Here is a 16917-nt window from a genome sequence, read left to right on the forward strand (position 1 = left end):
TTCGTCTAAGGAACAGAACAAGATACTGCACTTCCGGTACAAACCGTTCGAACAATTCTTCGAGCACCTAAAAGGCCTTGCTCCGAATCATCAAGCCCATACAGTGAACACTCGGGAACGAGACCGAAAATGGACTGCTCGCGATGAAGTCCATGTCAAACATATTACTAAGAAGAAGCTGTTGAATTTGTACTATGATACGACTTTTCTATTTGGCCTATGACGCAGTTCTTTGGAGCATTGTTATTCTGTTTGTCGACACAAAACTCATAGAACAAAGAATGTCGGATGTGCTCCATCCAGACGGATTGTCAGAGACTGATTTTTTTGATCAAAACACAAGTGCATCACGCATCGGTGTCTATGTGGATCTAATCAACGCTAGATCGTCAGCGTTACTTGGCCACATATCAATAATGATAGCCGTGCTCCTCGCAATGCTTGTGGTCGTCCGCGAGGATACAGTCTCTTTTGTTACAGTCTTAATCGAACTTAACGTTTACCTCTTTCTGGCGACTGTCTGCCTGAGGTGCATTCGGACCTATGGCTTGGAAACCAACGAAGGACGCGAAAAAGAAAATATCAATCGGTTCAATGATCTTGTCTTCAGATACGCGGCCTATCGCTTTGCGAACTTCGGAATGATGCTGGGAACTCTTGCATTGATAGCTGTGATTTCTTTTCGCTGGCGTCAAATTGCGGAGGGTCTAGGTTGACCAAATTCAGAGAGGACGAGCTAACCTCCCGACCAGGGCAGCAGGATCAAGCTCATAAGACAGGCGCATATGACTATCTTTCGGATAGGAGTATGTACCCTCGGTTCGCACTTATCGGCGGGTTTGCTCTCCTACATCAATCAGCAACCGTGCTTGATGTAGGGTGTGGGGTTGGTTTGCTACGTAGCTTCCTTTCCCCTGAGACCCGATACACTGGTTTCGACATCTCACCCACCGCTATAGCGCGAGCCAAGGAACTGCATTCACATCTGGACCATACTGAATTCGCTGTGGGCGATTTATCGAGGTTCTCAAAAAGCGCGGTTTACGACTGTATCGTTTGGGCAGGCGTTGGAGTTGGTGCAACTTCTGGCGAGAATGTATCTGACTCTTGGAAGGAAACACTGAAGATCTTTCTGGCGCATTTGAAACCTGACGGAGTGCTGTTGGTTGAGTGCATCAGACAATACTCAGCAGAGCTCGAGCCGATCATTCTGGACCTGAGCTGTTTGAACAATCATGTCGAATTCGAATGCAAGGGGGCTGAAAATTACGCTAACCGCACACTATTTGTTGCCAGACCGAAGGCGGAGCTCAGAAATTGAACCGCATATCGTCGCCGGGCCTCTGAAATCCACCGAGCGTAGTTGCCGCAGTGTGCCTAGGCTTCAATAGTTGCAGAGAAGCTAGCAGCGTGACTTGAAGTATCTTGAACGGATAGGCCCACTGGGCCATGAAGCTTCAGCCCTGCTCGGTTATCTGCGTGAAATCCAGCTCGACCAGGGTTTCGCGGCCGAAAATGGAAACAGAGACCTTCAGCTTCTCGTTCTCGTCGTCCACGCCTTCGACCATGCCGTCGAAATCCTCGAACAGGCTGTCGTTGACCTCGACCTTCTCGCCGACCTCGAAGCTGATCATCAGCTTGGGCGCTTCTTCACCTTCCTGAACGCGGTTCAGGATCTGGTTCACCTCGGCGTCGCGCATCGGCATCGAGCGGCCTTACGAGCCTAGAAAGTCAGCGACGCGGTTGACCGAATTGACAAGGTGATAGCCCTGCTCGACCACCGGCGTACAGATCTGCTCTGCGATCTTCTTTTCGAAATTCGAAAGTACGCAGACCGAGTTCGACCGTTTCGCTATGAACCTGCTGCCCTTGTTGCCGTGGGCCGCGGCCCGTGTCTGCCGGCCAGCAAGCCTTCATAGGCCTTCATCCAGCTTTCGGCGACAACCGGCCACGTATATTCGGACATCGCGCGGGTGCGCGCGCGGTCAGATACGTCCTGCGCAAGATCGGTGTTGCTGATCAGCTGGTCCATCGCGCGCGCGAAGCCGTCAGCAACGGCGTCGAGATCCGCGGCCTCGACAAACAGCGCCTCCTGGTCGGTGGCCAATTGCATCGGGCCACCCCAGCGCAGCGTCACGACTGGCAGTCCCAGCCCCATCGCCTCTTGCATGACGATACCGTTGGCCTCGGCCAGAGTGGGGAACAGGAAGCCTCGGAACCGGGACATCTCGCGCACGTAGTCGGCATGGGACAGCCAGCCGGGAAAGGTGACGCGGTCCTGTAGGCCAAGCTCTTGAACTAACGCTTCAACGCCGTGCTTTTCTGGGCCGTCGCCATAGATGGTCAGTCGGGCATCCTGTTCGGAACGCGCAACCGCCCGGACGGCAATGTCGGCGCCTTTGTAATTGACCATCCGCCCGATCCAGACAAACTCTCGCCCGGTCTGGCTGTGATCGATTGGCCGCGCGTCCGATATCCGTTCCGAGACACCGGCATCGGCGACCGTCATCATCCGCGCCTCGTCACACCCGGACCAGCGCAGGGCTTGCCGGGTCCGCTCTCCGCCCGAGACCAAAAGGCGATCCGCCTTCTTCATCATGCCCGGCACGATGCCCAAGAAACCCTGAATCGGGCGGTAGAGGCGTTGCTGCAATCGCTGCCCCTTGCCTTGCCGATCGCGGAACCCGGGTGGGTAGAAGATATTGCCGGACAGCGGCCCCACCACATGCCGATACCCGCGCGGGGCAAACCGCTGCATCATTGGTGAAATGGGGCAGAGATAATGCAGGATCGTTTCAGCGGGATCGAACCGCTGGCAAAGCCTGCGCGCATAGCGATGAAACAGAGTGTTCACCAGAGGGTTCAGAACCCGGCTGCGCCAGCAGAACACCATCAGAGCGGTGTCGGGCACGAAAATCATGCGGTCTTCAGGGAACTCGCCCGCTAGCGCATCCCGGCAGCGCTCATGGGTCATCAGATAGGCATCATGGCCGTTTTGCAGCAGGAACTGGAAATACTGAAAGGCCTTGATCGCCTCTCCGCCCATATCCGTTCCAGCATTTGTGGAAATCAGAACAATCTTCATCAAAAACCGAACGGAGTTGCTGCAATAACTCCGCTCAGCTTAGGTATCGGGACATTGTTTGCCAAGTGAGATCCGTCACAGGACGGATCGTGGTCAAGATTGTTTCGTGACCTGTGTGAAATCCAGCTCGACCGGGGTTTCGCGGCCGAAAATGGAAACAGAGACCTTCAGTTTCTGGTTCTCGTCGTCCACGCCTTCGACCATGCCGTCGAAATCCTCGAACGGGCCGTCGTTGACCTTGACCTTCTCGCCGACCTCGAAGCTGATCATCAGCTTGGGTGCTTCTTCACCCTCCTGAACGCGGTTCAGGATCTGGTTCACCTCGGCATCGCGCATCGGCATCGGGCGGCCCTGAGGGCCCAGAAAGCCGGTGACGCGGTTGATCGAGTTCACAAGGTGATAGCCCTGATCCGACATCTCCATATGCACCAGCACATAACCGGGCATGAACCGACGTTCAGTGGTGACTTTCTTGCCCCGGCGCACTTCGATCACCTCTTCGGTGGGCACCAGAACCTCGTCGATATCGTCCTCAAGGCCCTGTTCAGCCACCGACGTGCGGATCTGCTCTGCGATCTTCTTTTCGAAATTCGAAAGAACGCTGACCGAGTACCACCGTTTCGCCATGAACCTGCTGTCCTTGTTTGCCGTAGGCCGCGACCCATCGCGCCCGTCGTTGAAATCTGTCGCACCACCCGGAATAAAAAGCGGCGCGCAGATCGAATCGCCGCACGCCCATTCCGAATAGTCCCGCGTCACCTACTAGTACATCGCCCAAGGTGCAAGAGGGCAGCGACTCGCAGGCGTTATCCGAACGCGCCCAGGATCAACTGCAGACCGCCGCGAATGCCCAGATCGACCAGCGCAAAGAACACAGCCGTCAGCGCCGCCATGATGAACACCATGACCGTGGTCAACAGAACCTCACGCCGGGTCGGCCAGACGACCTTTGCGACTTCGGCGCGGACCTGCTGAATGAACTGGATCGGGTTTGTGGTGGCCATTTGGCTTATCTCTCTGCTAGCGGATGGGCCGGACATAACCGGGCATTGCGGCAATTTCAAGGGCTGTCAGGGGCGAGGCTTGTCGTCCCATTCATCGCTGAGAATGCGGCGCGCGTCGCCTTCGGGGTCGTCATACTGGTTCGAGCGCACCGTGTAGATAAAAGCCACCAGACCAACGCCGCCCAGCAGCAGCGAGATCGGAATGAGATAGGCCAGAACTTCCATCACTTTACCTCAGCCGCAGGGCGTTCAGGGACACGGTGATCGACGAGGTCGACATCGCCAGCGCCGCAATCAGCGGGGTCGCCAGACCGACCACGGCCAGCGGCACGGCGATGATATTATAAACTGTGGCGATGCGAAAGTTCTCGCGAATCCGCCGGGTCGCCCTGACCGCCGTGTCGCAGGCATCCGCAATCGGGGACAGGTCATTGCCCAGCAGCACGATATCCGACGCCACCCGGGCCGCATCCAGCGCCGAAGCCGGAGAGATCGACACATGCGCCGCCGCCAGCGCCGCCGTATCGTTCAGCCCGTCACCCACCATCAGAACATGATGGCCCTGATCGCGCAACGCCTGCACCTTGGTGGCCTTGTCCTCGGGCAGGGCTTCGGCGATCCACGTTTCGATACCCAGCTTGCCGGCCAGTGCCTCGACCGCTCCGTGCGTATCGCCCGAGATCAGCATGACCTCTTTGCTCGCCTTGCGCAGGGCTGCAACGGCATCAGCCGCGCCGGGGCGCAGGCTGTCAGTAAAGGTAAAGCACAGGGGCGGGTTAGCCCCGATGGCCAGCCAGGCAGAGGTCTGCGGTCCGTCCGTGCCACCAACCCACGCCGCGCGGCCAAGCCGGACGCGCTGATCCTTGTAAACACCTTCCGTGCCATAGCCCGGGACCTCGACCAGATCGCGCAAGCTGGCCGGTTTGATCCCGGCCTCGCGCGCCGCTTTGGCAAGGGCCAGCGACAACGGGTGCGACGAGGCTTCGGCCAGCGCCAGCGCGACCTCAAGGTCCGGCCCCGCGTGATCACCCAGATTGGTCAGTTCGGGCGTGCCCGAAGTCAGAGTACCGGTCTTGTCGAACACTACGGTGTCGACCTGCGCCAGACGTTCGAGCGCGGTGGCGTGTTTGATCAGCATCCCCTTGCGGAACAACCGGCCCGAGGCCGCTGTGGTCACCGCTGGCACCGCCAGCCCCAGCGCGCAGGGACAAGTGATGATCAGCACCGCGGCGGCGATATTCAGCGCCGTGCGGATGTCACCCGAATAAATATACCAGCCCAGAAAGCTGAGCGCCGACAGGATATGCACGCCGGGCGCATAGAGCTTGGCCGCCTTGTCCGCCAACGAAGTATACCGGGACCGCCCCGATTCAGCGATGGCTACCAGATCGGCCATGCGGTGCAACGAGGTATCCTCACCCACCGCCGTCGCGCGGATGGTCAAAGGCCCGGTCAGATTGACCTCACCGGCGCTGACGGTCAGACCGGCCTCGGCAAAGACCGGCAGGGTCTCCCCGGTCAGCAACGAGCGGTCGAGTTCCGAGCGGCCCGAGACGATCTCTCCGTCCACCGGCATCCGGCCACCGGGCCGCACAAGGATCAGGTCGCCCACGGTCAGGGTGGCGACGGCAACCTCTTCTTCGGCCCCGTCCACCAGCCGGATAGCGCGGGGCACCTCAAGCGCGGTCAGCTCCTCAGCCGCCGAGCGCGCGGCGGCACGGGTGCGATAATCCAGATAACGGCCCGCCAGCAGGAAAAAGGTCAACGTCAAGGCGGCGTCGAAATAGGCGTGTTCGCCGCTGAGCGCGGTTTCCCACAGCGATGTGACCAGCGCCAGCCCAATCGCCAGCACGATCGGCACATCCATGTTCAGACGCCGCACCCGCAGCGCGCTCCAGGCGTTTTTGAAAAAGGGCTGCGCGGCAAAGGCAATCGCGGGGAAGGCGATCGCTGCCGAAATCCAGTGGAACATATCGCGCGTCGCGTCCGTGGCCCCGGACCAGACCGACACAGACAACAGCATCACATTCATCGAGGCAAACCCGGCCACCGCCAGCCGCATCAGCAGATCGCGCCCGGCCCGGTCAGTCTGCGTGGCGGACAGGGCGCCGGGGTCCAACTCATGCGCCTCGAAACCGGCGCGTTCCAGCACCGGGATCAGATCGGCGGCGCGGGTTTCGGGCGTGGCTTTGATCATCGCCCGCTTGAGCGTCAGGTTGACCCGCGCGCCTTCGACTCCCGGTGTGGCGTTCAGCTCACGCTCGACCGTGGCGATACAGGCCGAGCAATGAATGCCCGGCAGCGACAACGCAATCTGCACATCCTCGGGCGTGGGCTGCGCGGGCTGGGCCGGAGCCGCAATGCAGCCCGGGCAGGCCGCCGTCGCCGGGGTTACCTGCGCCGTCATCGCCTAGCCCTTCACATACAGCGGCACCCGCTGCGCAAACTCGGCCCCGTCCTTGGCCTTGGCAATCAGGCGGATGTTCCAGTTGCCTTTGCCCAGTGCCGCAGGTGCTGCATAGGCCCGACCGTCAAAGGTGAAATCGGGCGAGAAATCATCCTGTACGTGCGTGGCGCGACCAACCACGGCCTGCAGATCGGCCACTTCAACCGGCGCGCCGGTCTGGTCGGTGATGTGCAGCACCAGCAGGCCACCCGTGACCTCGGCCCGGATATCCCAACCCAACGCCTGTTGTTCCTGCAGGCGTTCGTTGAACTCCTGGCTGGCGACGTAGGAATTCTTGACCTCGAGCCCGGGGAAAGTCTTCACCGCGCTATACGCCAGCACAAGGTTCACCGCGATGATGACGCCAAAGGCGGCAACAAAGACCGCCAGTGCGTGTTTTCCGGTGAATTGACGCTCAGCCATGTTCAGTTTCCTCGTCCGTTGAACGTGGTGTCCTTATTGGCGCGCTCGCCGCTTTCAAGGTCTTCGACCCAGATGCGCACCGCCGTACTGTCCGCCGCTGCCGGTCCGGTATCCTTGGACGCAACGATGTAGACGCGGGTCAATTGTGCCGTATCTGCGGTGACATTGACAGTGTCCCCTTCGATGCCTTCAATTTCCAACTGCAGCGCCGGATCGCCCGCCAGCGACAGCTTGAAGGGCCGATCCTCGCCATGTTTGTTACGCAGGCGCACGTCATAAGTGTTGCGGATCGTCCCGTCCGAAAGGGTCACGAAAGTCGGGTTCCGCACCGGTGCCACCGTCAGGTCGATATCCGACCGGATGAACAGCGCAAACAGCAGCGCAAAGCCCACCAGCGACCACAGCGAGGTATACAGAATGGTGCGCGGACGCAGGATGTGTTTCCAGACGTTCTTGGGCGCCTGCCCTTCGCGTTCGCGGGTCTCATCGCTGAGCGCCATGTAATCGATCAGGCCGCGCGGCTTGCCGATCTTGGCCATCATGTCGTCACAGGCGTCGATGCACAGCGCGCAGGTGATGCATTCAAGCTGCTGCCCGTCGCGGATGTCGATCCCGACGGGGCAGACATTCACGCAGGCCATACAGTCGATACAATCGCCCAGTTCCGTGTCCTTGATGCGTTTGCCCTTTCCGCGCGGCTCACCCCGCCATTCGCGGTAGCCGACGACCAGCGTATCCTCGTCCATCATCGCCGCCTGAATGCGCGGCCAGGGACAGGCATAGATACAAATCTGTTCACGGGCGAAGCCGCCGAAGAAGAAGGTGGTCGCCGTCAGGATCAGCATGGTGGTGTAGGCCACCGGATGCGCGTTGCCGGTGACCAGATCGCGCGCCAACGTCGGCGCATCGGCGAAATAGAACACCCAGGCCCCGCCGGTGGCCAGACCGATCAGGAACCAGACCACCCATTTGGTCAGCCGCAGACGCACCTTGCGGACATCCAGCTTTTTCTGCCGGTGCAGGCGCAGACGTGCGTTGCGGTCGCCCTCGATCCAGCGTTCGACCAGAATATACAGGTCCGTCCATACCGTCTGCGGGCAGGCATAGCCGCACCAAACCCGGCCCAAAGCTGAGGTGAATAGGAACAACCCCAGCCCCGCCATGATCAGCAGACCGGCGACGAAATAGAACTCATGTGGCCAGATTTCGATCCAGAAGAAATAGAAACGCCGGTTGGCCAAATCCAGCAGCACCGCCTGATCCGGCAGGCTGGGGCCGCGGTCCCATCTGATCCATGGCGTGATGTAATAGATGCCCAGCGTGACCGCCATGATGATCCACTTCAGGTTCCGGAACGGGCCGGACACCCGTCTTGGAAAGATTGGCTCTCTGGCGGCATAGAGACTGGGGGTGGGGTTGGAATCGCTCACAGGCTGGCTCCGGGACTGGCATTTCTGTGTGTTTGTTGTTCCAGATCACAGGCCTAGGAACTTTGACATGGGTCAAAACGCGCATCGTACAGACACCTTTTCGCAAAGTTGTTACTGTGTGCTACGAGCCTGCCTCTTCAACCAGGCAATAAAGGTCTTCACCGAGGGCCTAAGTGCCGATCTTTGCGTCACAATATGATATCCGCGCAGGTCGGGCTCGGCGAACAGTTCGACTATGCGGCCTGCCTCGATATCCGCTTCGACGAATTGTCGCACGGTGACAGTGACCCCCTGCCCTGACCGCAGCCCGTCCAGCAGCAGATTGCCCGGCAGCTGCGTGCGCCCGGCCCCGCGTTCGGGGCCAACGCCGCGCTCGGTCAGCCATGTGGTGGCCTCGGTCGTGCCGAATTCTTCCAGCCATGGCAGTTGCGCCAGCTCTGACGGGGTCCAATCGGTCTTGCCGCCCAGCAGCTTGGGCGAGGCGACGATGACCATCGGTGTCTGCAGCAACATCTCGCTGTCCACGCCGGGCCAGCCCCCCGCGCCATAGCGGATGGCCACGTCCACGCCGCCCGGGCGCAGGTCGACCACCTCGAAGGTTGGGTCGAGGATCAGGTTGACCTCGGGGTGGGTCGCGCGAAAGCTGGGCAGGCGCGGCATCAGCCAGGACGCGGCAAAGGATGAGGTCAGCGAGACATGGACCGGGCGATCCTGACCCGAGCGGGCAAGATCGCCGACCGCCGTCTCAATCGCGCCGAACCCCAGTTGCAGCGCGCGGGCCAGATGCTCTCCGTCGCCAGTCAGGGTCAGCGCCTTGCCCGAGCGGTCCAGCAACGCGACGCCCAGATGCTTTTCCAACGCGCGCAACTGCTGACTGATGGCAGCGTGGCTGACATTCAGCGCCACCCCAGCGTCGACAACATTGCGCTTCTCAGCAAAGGCTGCAAAGGCGCGCAGCGCTGCAAGTGGGGGAAGGTTGAGCCAATCCATATGTAACCCGAACTTACACGATAGAATGGCAATTGAGTCGCATTTCATGCCCCGAAGGTCAATCCTTATGGCAGAAACCAGATCATACAGGAGGCATCCATGCTGACCGTTTTTGCCAGATCTTTCATGACCGCCACCCGCGTCGACGCACCTCGCATCCGCGATATGCCCAAGCCGCGCAAGCGCAGCCGGCGTTGGCTGCCCGAGGGTCACTGGTGGAAGGAAACGCCGCGCGACGTCGATCTGCGCGATCTTTAAGGCGGGATCAGCGGCAGTTTCTGGACCGCGATCAAACCTGCCCTAAACTTAGCAAAAGCGGCACCGGCTGTTCTGGAAACGCGCGAACAGATGGAACAGCCGGTGCCTCAACCTTCGGGCGGGAGACCGCCCGGAGGTGTTCTTTTGGACCTTACTGGCCGCCACCAAGCTGGTGGACATAGGCCGATACGGCGCGGATCTGCGCCTCGGTCAGACGGTTTTCCCACGATGGCATGACGCCAAAGCGGCTGTTGGTGACTGTCTCGGTCAGGGCCTCTTCGCTGCCACCATAAAGCCAGATCGCGTCGGTCAGGTTCGGCGCGCCCTGGAAGACATCACCTTTGCCATCTTCGCCGTGGCAGGCCGCGCAGTTGTCTTCAAACACAACCTTGCCTGCCTCAGCCGCCGCATCGTCGGTCTGTGCATTGGTCAGCGACATGACATATTGAACCACCTGGGTGATCTCGTCATGTTCGAGGATTTCGCCAAACGCGGGCATCTCGGAATAGCGCGCATCGTCGCTTTCCTCGTTGCGGATGCCATAAGCGACGGTGGTCTCGATATCCTCTAGGGTACCACCCCATAGCCATGCGTCATCCAGCAGGTTCGGGAAGCCCGGCGCGCCCTGCGCACCCGATCCGTGGCACTGTGCGCACCAGGTCCGGAACACGGCACCGCCTGCATTCACTGCATATTGCTGCAGCTCTGCATCGTTTGCGATGTCATCCAGCGGAGTTTCGACCAGCTTTGCATTCCACGGCGCGTTTGCCTCTTCGAACGCAACCATATCCTGCTGCACCAGTTCACGTGAGGACCAGCCCAGCACACCGGCGGTTGCCGATTGCACCAGAGGCCATGCGGGATACAGGACCGTATAGGCCACGCCCCAAGCAATACAGGCGTAGAAGGTCCACAGCCACCAGCGCGGCATCGGGTTGTCGAATTCCTCGATCCCATCCCAGGTGTGCCCGGTGGTATTAGGATCACCCGGCTGTTTTTCAGGTGTCTTGCTCATTGCCGCGCCTCCTTGGATGTGGCGGGTTTATCTTGATGCCGGAACGGGATGTTGGCGGTGTCCTTGTATTCCTTGCTGGCACCGGGGCGGAAAACCCAGATCACGATGCCAACGAAGAAAGCGAACAACAGCAGCAGCATCCAGCTGTCCGCGAACTGTCTGAGGATTGTGTATTCTTCCATCACATTCCTCCTTAACGGCTCGCGTCCGGGGTGAAGGTCGAGAAATCGACCAGCGTGCCCAGCATCTGCAGATAGGCAATCAGCGCATCAGCCTCGGTCAGCTCAGGCTGACCGTCGAAGTTGCGCACATTCACCTTGTCGCCATAGCGTTCCAGCAACCCGTCATAGTCGCTGTCCGGGTCGGCCTGAGCGCGGAAGTCGGCTTGCGCGTTCTCCAGCATCTCGTCGGTATAGGGCGTGCCCACGACGGCGTTCACCGCCATGATGTCACCGATATACTTGCCGTCCAGCTTGCGATGTTCGAGGAAGCCGTATTTCGGCATCACCGATTCCGGCACCACCGACTGCGGATCCCGCAGGTGGTCCATCTGCCACTGGTCCGAATAGCGGCCACCGACCCGCGCCAGATCAGGTCCGGTCCGCTTGGACCCCCACTGGAACGGGTGGTCATACATCGATTCAGCCGCCAGCGAGTAGTGGCCATAGCGTTCGACCTCATCCCGCATCGGACGGATCATCTGGCTGTGGCAGACATAGCAGCCTTCGCGCAGATAAATCTCACGACCCGCCATTTCCAAGGGGGTGTAAGGGCGCATGCCCTCCACCTTTTCGATGGTGTTCTCAAGGTAGAACAGCGGGGTGATCTGAACCAGGCCACCGATGGTCACGACCAGAAAGCTGAAGATCAGCAGGAGGGTCGCGTTGGTCTCGAGGATCTTATGTTTGTCGAGAATTGCCATTGCTCCGGCCCTCCTTATTCAGCCGGGACCGCGACGGACAGGCTGGCCTCTTTGGCCGGCGCTTTCCGCACAGTCATCCACAGGTTGTAGCACATGACCACAGCACCCGCGAGGAACAGAACCCCGCCCAGGCCGCGCACCACATACATCGGGAACTTGGCAGCCACGGTGTCAGCGAACGAGTTCACCAGGAAGCCGTTGGCATCCACTTCACGCCACATCAGGCCTTCCATGATACCGGTGACCCACATCGACGCGGCGTAGAGCACGATGCCGATGGTGGCGAGCCAGAAGTGCCAGCTGACCATCTGCAGCGAATACAGACGCTCACGCTTCCACAGGACGGGCACCAGGAAGTACAGCGCACCGAAGGTGATCATGCCGTTCCAACCCAGAGCACCCGAGTGCACGTGACCAATGGTCCAGTCGGTGTAGTGGCTGAGCGAGTTCACGGCGCGGATCGACATCATCGGACCCTCGAACGTGGACATGCCGTAGAAGCCGACCGAGATGACCATCATGCGGATGATCGGGTCGGTACGCAGCTTGTCCCATGCGCCCGACAGGGTCATCAGACCGTTGATCATACCACCCCAGGACGGCATCCACAGCACGACCGAGAACACCATGCCCAGCGTCGAGGCCCAGTCAGGCAGCGCGGTATAGTGCAGGTGGTGCGGGCCAGCCCAGATATACAGGAAGATCAGCGCCCAGAAGTGGATGATCGACAGCTTGTAGCTGAAGACCGGACGTTCCGCCTGTTTCGGGATGAAGTAGTACATCATGCCCAGGAAGCCTGCAGTCAGGAAGAAGCCCACAGCGTTGTGGCCATACCACCACTGGATCATGGCATCTTGCACGCCCGACCAGACGATGACCGATTTCGAACCCCAGATGCTGACCGGGATGGTCATGTTGTTGACCAGGTGCAGCATGGCGACGGTGACGATGAAGGCCAGATAGAACCAGTTTGCCACGTAGATGTGAGGCTCTTTGCGCTTGATGATCGTGCCCAGATAGACGGCCAGATAGGCCACCCAGACAACGGTCAGCCATAGGTCAACATACCATTCAGGCTCGGCATATTCTTTAGACTGGGTCCCTCCCAGCAGATAGCCGGTTGCCGCCAGAACGATGAACAGCTGATAGCCCCAGAACACGAACCAAGCGAGGTTTCCGCCCCACAGGCGCGCTGCGCTGGTGCGTTGCACCACGTAGAACGACGTCGCGATCAACGCGTTGCCGCCAAAGGCGAAAATCACCGCCGAAGTGTGCAGCGGCCGCAGACGGCCAAAGTTAAGGTAGCCTTGCGCCCATTCAAAGTTCAGAGCCGGAAAGGCCAGCTGGAACGCAATGAAGGTTCCCGCCAGGAACCCGACCACACCCCAAAATGCAGTTGCGATCACGCCATAGCGGATCACGCCATCCATGTATTCCCCTGAACGGTCTACGAGAATATCTGGCTCGTCTGTGTTTCTAAGCGTCCAGATGAACAGGCCACCGGCGATCAACATCACCAGTATCGCATGCACCTGATACGCCAAATCCCGTGCATAATTGGACCCGATGGCTGCGAATATCACAACCAGTCCAAGCACGATCAGCTTGATATAATTTGACATATTGCGTCCCTTTGCCATGCCCCGCGCGGTTCCGATGCCCCACGGGACCCATTTGACTGTATGCTGTAATGCAGCGAGGCCGCTGATGCTGCTTTGATCTGCATCAAGACAAGCCCCTGTTTTCTGTGACAGGTATGCGCCAAGAAACAGGTGCGCGCGCCAAATCGGCGGCAGTAGAATCACGAGGGCGACATGGCATATAAATCCCTGCTCACGGTCATGACGGAAACTGGCCTGTCCCGGGCCGCATTGGCGCAGATGGTGGCGCTGGCTCAGGGACAGGACGCCCATGCCGAAGCCTTATGTCTGGGCGTCGACCGCAGCCAGACCGGATATTACTATGCCGGGGCCAACGCGCTGATCCTGCAAGAGACTCTGAACCGCGCGAATGCCGAGGCCGAAGAGGTTCTGGCCTTTGCACAGAACTATCTGGGTAAGTCCGGCGTGCGCTGGTCCGCCGAGAACGGCGTCGCCCAGATTGCTGATATCGGCCGCCACGTCGCGCGGCGCGCGCGGTTTTCTGATCTGGTGATTCTGCCCCGCCCCTACGGCAAGGACCGCGACGCCGAGGCCGAGCCGATTGTCGAGGCCGCAATGTTCGAGGGCCACGCACCGGTTCTGCTGGTGCCGGACAAGGTCCAACCGGTGGCGGCCCCGCAGACGGTGATGATCGGCTGGAACGAAAGCGTCGAGGCCATGCGGGCCATCCGCTGCGCCCTGCCCTTCCTGAAACGGGCGTCTCTGACGCGCATCGTGGTCATCGATCCGCCACGTCACGGGCCGGATCGCTCGGACCCCGGTGGGCTACTGTCGCAGATGCTGGCCCGGCATGGTGTCCGGTGCGAGATCGACGTGCTTAGCAAGACGATGACCCGGGTTTCAGACATCCTCAATCGCCATGCTGCGGATACCAATGCGGATATGATCGTGATGGGGGCCTACGGGCATTCGCGTTTCCGCGAGGCCATTCTGGGCGGCGCAACCCGCAACATGCTGGAACAATCGAACGTCCCGGTATTTCTCGCCCACTGACGCTGAACCGGCGCGACATCAAAGCCGCCCTTGGGGGCGGCTTTTTGGTCAGGTCTTGCGGATCAGACCAATCAGGAACAGCAGGATCACCGCACCGACGGTTGCAAAGAAGACCGACGAGAACAGGCCGCCGCCAACCGCAAAACCCAACGCTGGAAAGATGGTACCGGCCAGAAACGCACCCAGAATCCCGACGATGATGTTGCCGATCAGGCCAAAGCCGCGACCCTCCATGATTCGGCCCGACAGCCACCCGGCAATCGCACCGATAAAGAGCATCGCCAACAGACTGCTGAATACCATGCCTTGCTCCTGCCGTTGAAAGTCCGTGCGCCGTGCCGGGGGTCAGACGAGGAAACCACCATCCGTGTCATCGCCCGCCTCTTCCATCAGGCGGCCCATATCGGGAATGGTCACGTGGCGCTTACCCTCAAGCGCGATGATCTGGTCCTTTTTCAGCGCCGACATCTGGCGACTGACGGTTTCCAGCGTCAGGCCAAGGTAATCCGCCATCGCCTCGCGCGTCAGCGGCAGGTCAAACACGATCGGACCGGACATGCCGGCCTTGTGGATCGACGCATCCCGCCGGGCGATGATCGACAACAGGCTGGCGATCTTTTCGCGTGCGGTCTTGCGCCCCAGAACCAGCATCCATTCACGGGCCGCATCCAGTTCGTCCAACGTCATCTCAAGCAATCGCTGGGCGATATGCGGCGTGGAGACCATCAGATCCTCGAACGGCTTCTTGCGAAAGCAGCACATCACCAGATCGGTCGTTGCCATCACATCATAGGGCGCATTGTCGCGCCCGGGGCGGCCCACAAAATCGCTGGGCAACAACAGGCCCACCATTTGCGTGCGCCCGTCCTCCATCGTCTGGGTCAGCGAGGCAATACCGGACACGACCGAACCGACGAAATTCATCGGATCGCCCGACCAGATTATCGTCTGGCCAGCCTCGAAGCTGCGGTAATACTTGATAGTTTCAAGTTCATTCAGTTCATCTTTTTCGCAATGCGCACAAACTGCCCGATGCCGGATCGGGCAATCATCACAGTTTGTGTGCTCGTACAAGGCCTTGAGTGTCATTCGCGTTTCCACTTGATCTCGGTCAAAGTATCTGAGCGTCCCTACGTATACCCGTATCGTTATGACAATGAAACCTCAATTGGCACGGCTTGGACTTTTTGACGCGAAAGTACCGCGTTATACCAGCTATCCCACCGCCCCGCATTTCAACAATGACGTGGGCGCAGAGCTGTTCGGCGACTGGATTGCCGGGCTGAAGCCAGGCAGTTCTGTCTCGCTGTATATCCACGTCCCGTTCTGCCGCAGGCTGTGCTGGTTCTGCGCCTGCCGGACACAGGGCACTCAGACCGACAATCCTGTCATCGCCTATGTGGACGTGCTGAAGGCCGAGTTGGATTTGCTGGCTGCACGGCTGCCCGACGGCATCACCCTGTCGCGCCTGCACTGGGGCGGCGGCACACCGACCCTGCTGAACGCTGACCTGATGCGTGATCTGGCAGCCCGAATTCTGGATACCGTGCCGCTGGGACCAGACGCCGAATTCTCGGTCGAGATCGACCCCAACGAGATTGACGAGGCCCGTCTGGACGCGCTGGCCGAGGCCGGGATGAACCGCGCCTCGATCGGGGTGCAGGATTTCGACGACGAAATTCAGAAAACCATCGGTCGCATCCAAAGCTATGACACCACTCGCGAGGCCGCCGAGATGATTCGGGCTCGCGGGATTTCCAGTCTGAACGCCGATATCCTTTATGGCCTGCCGCATCAGACCAAGGCCCGCATGACCGAAAGTGTGCAGAAATTGCTGTCGCTGAACCCGGATCGCGTGGCGCTTTACGGGTATGCGCATGTGCCATGGATGGCCAAGCGTCAGCAGATGATCCCGTCGGACGCGCTGCCCACCCCCGAACAACGGCTGGAGCTGTTCGAAACCTCTCGCCGCCTGTTCCTGTGGGACAATTACGCCGAGATCGGGATCGACCACTTTGCCACTCAGGATGACGGGCTGACCCACGCACTGCGTGCGGGCCGCCTGAAGCGGAACTTCCAAGGCTATACCGACGATCAGGCCCCGGTGCTGATCGGGCTGGGGGCCAGTTCGATCTCGCGCTTCCCGCAGGGTTATGCGCAGAATGCCTCGGCCACCTCGGCCCATACCAAAGCTATTCGAGAGGGACAGTTCTCGACCGCGCGCGGGCACCTGTTCAAGGGACAGGATGTCCTGCGCGCGCGCCTGATCGAGGCCCTGATGTGCGATTTCCGCATTGATTCGGCCGAAATCCTGCGTGATCATGATATCTCGGCCTCCGAGTTGCAGCAGATGTACGCCGACGCAAACGCCGCCTTTGACGGGCTGCTGCGCGTCGATAACAACGGTCTGTTCATTCCACCCGAGGCCCGCGCCCTGACTCGTATGATCGCCCGCAGCTTCGACGCCTATGACCTGAGCAAGGCCGGGCACAGCTCGGCGATCTGACACCTCTTTCGCGGGCTGGCCCTTCGGCCCGCATCATTCACACCGGCACGGGGGCTTGACGCACGCCTTCGGTATTCTCCAAACTCAGGGGGTGAAGGGGTACGCCCTTTCGCAGCCCGAGGCAGGCGAATTCGCAGACAGTTCTTGCCGACGCAATCGCGTTCGACAGCCCTTTTCGTGCAGC

General features: G+C 60.0%; 19 protein-coding genes and 1 pseudogene. 5 read left to right on the forward strand and 15 right to left on the reverse strand.

The annotated features are described in order from the left end of the window. Nucleotides 1–212 precede the first annotated feature (212 nt). Nucleotides 213–716, forward strand: coding sequence for a hypothetical protein (locus ACR0J1_RS05800; protein ID WP_480734636.1), 504 nt, complete (start codon nt 213–215; stop codon nt 714–716). A 92-nt stretch (nt 717–808) separates the two neighbouring features. After that, complete coding sequence (locus ACR0J1_RS05805) at nt 809–1321, forward strand: class I SAM-dependent methyltransferase (protein ID WP_480731326.1); 513 nt, start codon at nt 809–811, stop codon at nt 1319–1321. Nucleotides 1322–1457: 136 nt separating this feature from the next. Here ACR0J1_RS05805 and nusG (ACR0J1_RS05810) read toward each other — a convergent pair. The 9 genes and pseudogenes from nusG (ACR0J1_RS05810) to ACR0J1_RS05850 form a co-directional block, all read right to left on the reverse strand. After that, nucleotides 1458–1856 (reverse strand): annotated as a pseudogene (gene nusG, locus ACR0J1_RS05810) (transcription termination/antitermination protein NusG). Further along, on the reverse strand, nt 1853–3085 hold the full coding sequence (locus tag ACR0J1_RS05815; protein WP_480731327.1) for a glycosyltransferase family 4 protein: 1233 nt from the start codon (nt 3083–3085) through the stop codon (nt 1853–1855). Before ACR0J1_RS05815 ends, nusG (ACR0J1_RS05810) begins: the two are co-directional and overlap by 4 nt. A gap of 93 nt (nt 3086–3178) precedes the next feature. Beyond that, entirely contained in the window at nt 3179–3712 is a 534-nt protein-coding gene (gene nusG, locus ACR0J1_RS05820; RefSeq protein ID WP_170415591.1) for a transcription termination/antitermination protein NusG, read from the reverse strand. 179 nt (nt 3713–3891) lie between these two features. Beyond that, complete coding sequence (gene secE / locus ACR0J1_RS05825; protein WP_171124314.1) at nt 3892–4089, reverse strand: preprotein translocase subunit SecE; 198 nt, start codon at nt 4087–4089, stop codon at nt 3892–3894. A gap of 66 nt (nt 4090–4155) precedes the next feature. Next, entirely contained in the window at nt 4156–4314 is a 159-nt protein-coding gene (gene ccoS, locus ACR0J1_RS05830; RefSeq protein ID WP_170328799.1) for a cbb3-type cytochrome oxidase assembly protein CcoS, read from the reverse strand. Between the two features lie 4 nt (nt 4315–4318). Beyond that, the gene (locus ACR0J1_RS05835) at nt 4319–6496 is read right to left on the reverse strand and encodes a heavy metal translocating P-type ATPase (RefSeq protein ID WP_480731329.1); all 2178 of its coding nucleotides are present in this window, start codon (nt 6494–6496) and stop codon (nt 4319–4321) included. A gap of 3 nt (nt 6497–6499) precedes the next feature. Continuing rightward, nucleotides 6500–6958, reverse strand: coding sequence for a FixH family protein (locus ACR0J1_RS05840; protein WP_480731331.1), 459 nt, complete (start codon nt 6956–6958; stop codon nt 6500–6502). A 2-nt stretch (nt 6959–6960) separates the two neighbouring features. Then, nucleotides 6961–8388, reverse strand: a complete 1428-nt coding sequence (gene ccoG / locus ACR0J1_RS05845) for a cytochrome c oxidase accessory protein CcoG (RefSeq protein ID WP_480731332.1) — start codon at nt 8386–8388, stop codon at nt 6961–6963. A 111-nt stretch (nt 8389–8499) separates the two neighbouring features. After that, nucleotides 8500–9378 (reverse strand): LysR family transcriptional regulator, encoded by an 879-nt coding sequence (locus ACR0J1_RS05850; protein WP_480731333.1) that lies wholly within the window; start codon nt 9376–9378, stop codon nt 8500–8502. Nucleotides 9379–9477: 99 nt separating this feature from the next. Here ACR0J1_RS05850 and ACR0J1_RS05855 point away from each other — a divergent pair, with 99 nt between their 5' ends. Beyond that, complete coding sequence (locus ACR0J1_RS05855) at nt 9478–9636, forward strand: hypothetical protein (RefSeq protein ID WP_480731335.1); 159 nt, start codon at nt 9478–9480, stop codon at nt 9634–9636. A gap of 151 nt (nt 9637–9787) precedes the next feature. Here ACR0J1_RS05855 and ccoP read toward each other — a convergent pair whose 3' ends face one another. From ccoP to ccoN, 4 genes are read right to left on the reverse strand one after another with little or no spacing between them, the layout of a single operon-like run. After that, nucleotides 9788–10651 (reverse strand): cytochrome-c oxidase, cbb3-type subunit III, encoded by an 864-nt coding sequence (gene ccoP / locus ACR0J1_RS05860; protein WP_480731337.1) that lies wholly within the window; start codon nt 10649–10651, stop codon nt 9788–9790. Beyond that, nucleotides 10648–10833, reverse strand: coding sequence for a CcoQ/FixQ family Cbb3-type cytochrome c oxidase assembly chaperone (locus tag ACR0J1_RS05865; protein ID WP_050605006.1), 186 nt, complete (start codon nt 10831–10833; stop codon nt 10648–10650). Before ACR0J1_RS05865 ends, ccoP begins: the two co-directional genes overlap by 4 nt. Before the next feature lie 11 nt (nt 10834–10844). Then, complete coding sequence (gene ccoO / locus ACR0J1_RS05870) at nt 10845–11573, reverse strand: cytochrome-c oxidase, cbb3-type subunit II (protein ID WP_480731339.1); 729 nt, start codon at nt 11571–11573, stop codon at nt 10845–10847. A 14-nt stretch (nt 11574–11587) separates the two neighbouring features. After that, a complete protein-coding gene (ccoN, locus tag ACR0J1_RS05875; protein WP_480731340.1) occupies nt 11588–13195 on the reverse strand; it encodes a cytochrome-c oxidase, cbb3-type subunit I in 1608 nt (535 codons plus the stop codon). Nucleotides 13196–13387: 192 nt separating this feature from the next. Between ccoN and ACR0J1_RS05880 the strand changes: the two genes are divergently transcribed. Further along, nucleotides 13388–14227 carry a universal stress protein gene (locus ACR0J1_RS05880; RefSeq protein ID WP_480731342.1) on the forward strand — a complete coding sequence of 280 codons (840 nt, stop codon included), beginning with the start codon at nt 13388–13390 and terminating at the stop codon, nt 14225–14227. A gap of 48 nt (nt 14228–14275) precedes the next feature. On the opposite strand, the gene ACR0J1_RS05885 is transcribed toward ACR0J1_RS05880, so the two are convergent. After that, the gene (locus ACR0J1_RS05885; RefSeq protein WP_480731344.1) at nt 14276–14530 is read right to left on the reverse strand and encodes a GlsB/YeaQ/YmgE family stress response membrane protein; all 255 of its coding nucleotides are present in this window, start codon (nt 14528–14530) and stop codon (nt 14276–14278) included. 42 nt (nt 14531–14572) lie between these two features. After that, nucleotides 14573–15316: a transcriptional regulator FnrL gene (gene fnrL, locus ACR0J1_RS05890; RefSeq protein WP_480731346.1), complete on the reverse strand. Its 744-nt coding sequence runs from the start codon at nt 15314–15316 to the stop codon at nt 14573–14575. A gap of 61 nt (nt 15317–15377) precedes the next feature. Here fnrL and hemN point away from each other — a divergent pair, with 61 nt between their 5' ends. Beyond that, nucleotides 15378–16733, forward strand: coding sequence for an oxygen-independent coproporphyrinogen III oxidase (hemN, locus tag ACR0J1_RS05895; RefSeq protein ID WP_480731348.1), 1356 nt, complete (start codon nt 15378–15380; stop codon nt 16731–16733). The last annotated feature ends 184 nt before the right edge of the window (nt 16734–16917 follow it).

It is taken from the genome of Ruegeria sp. CJ3 (assembly GCF_056536725.1).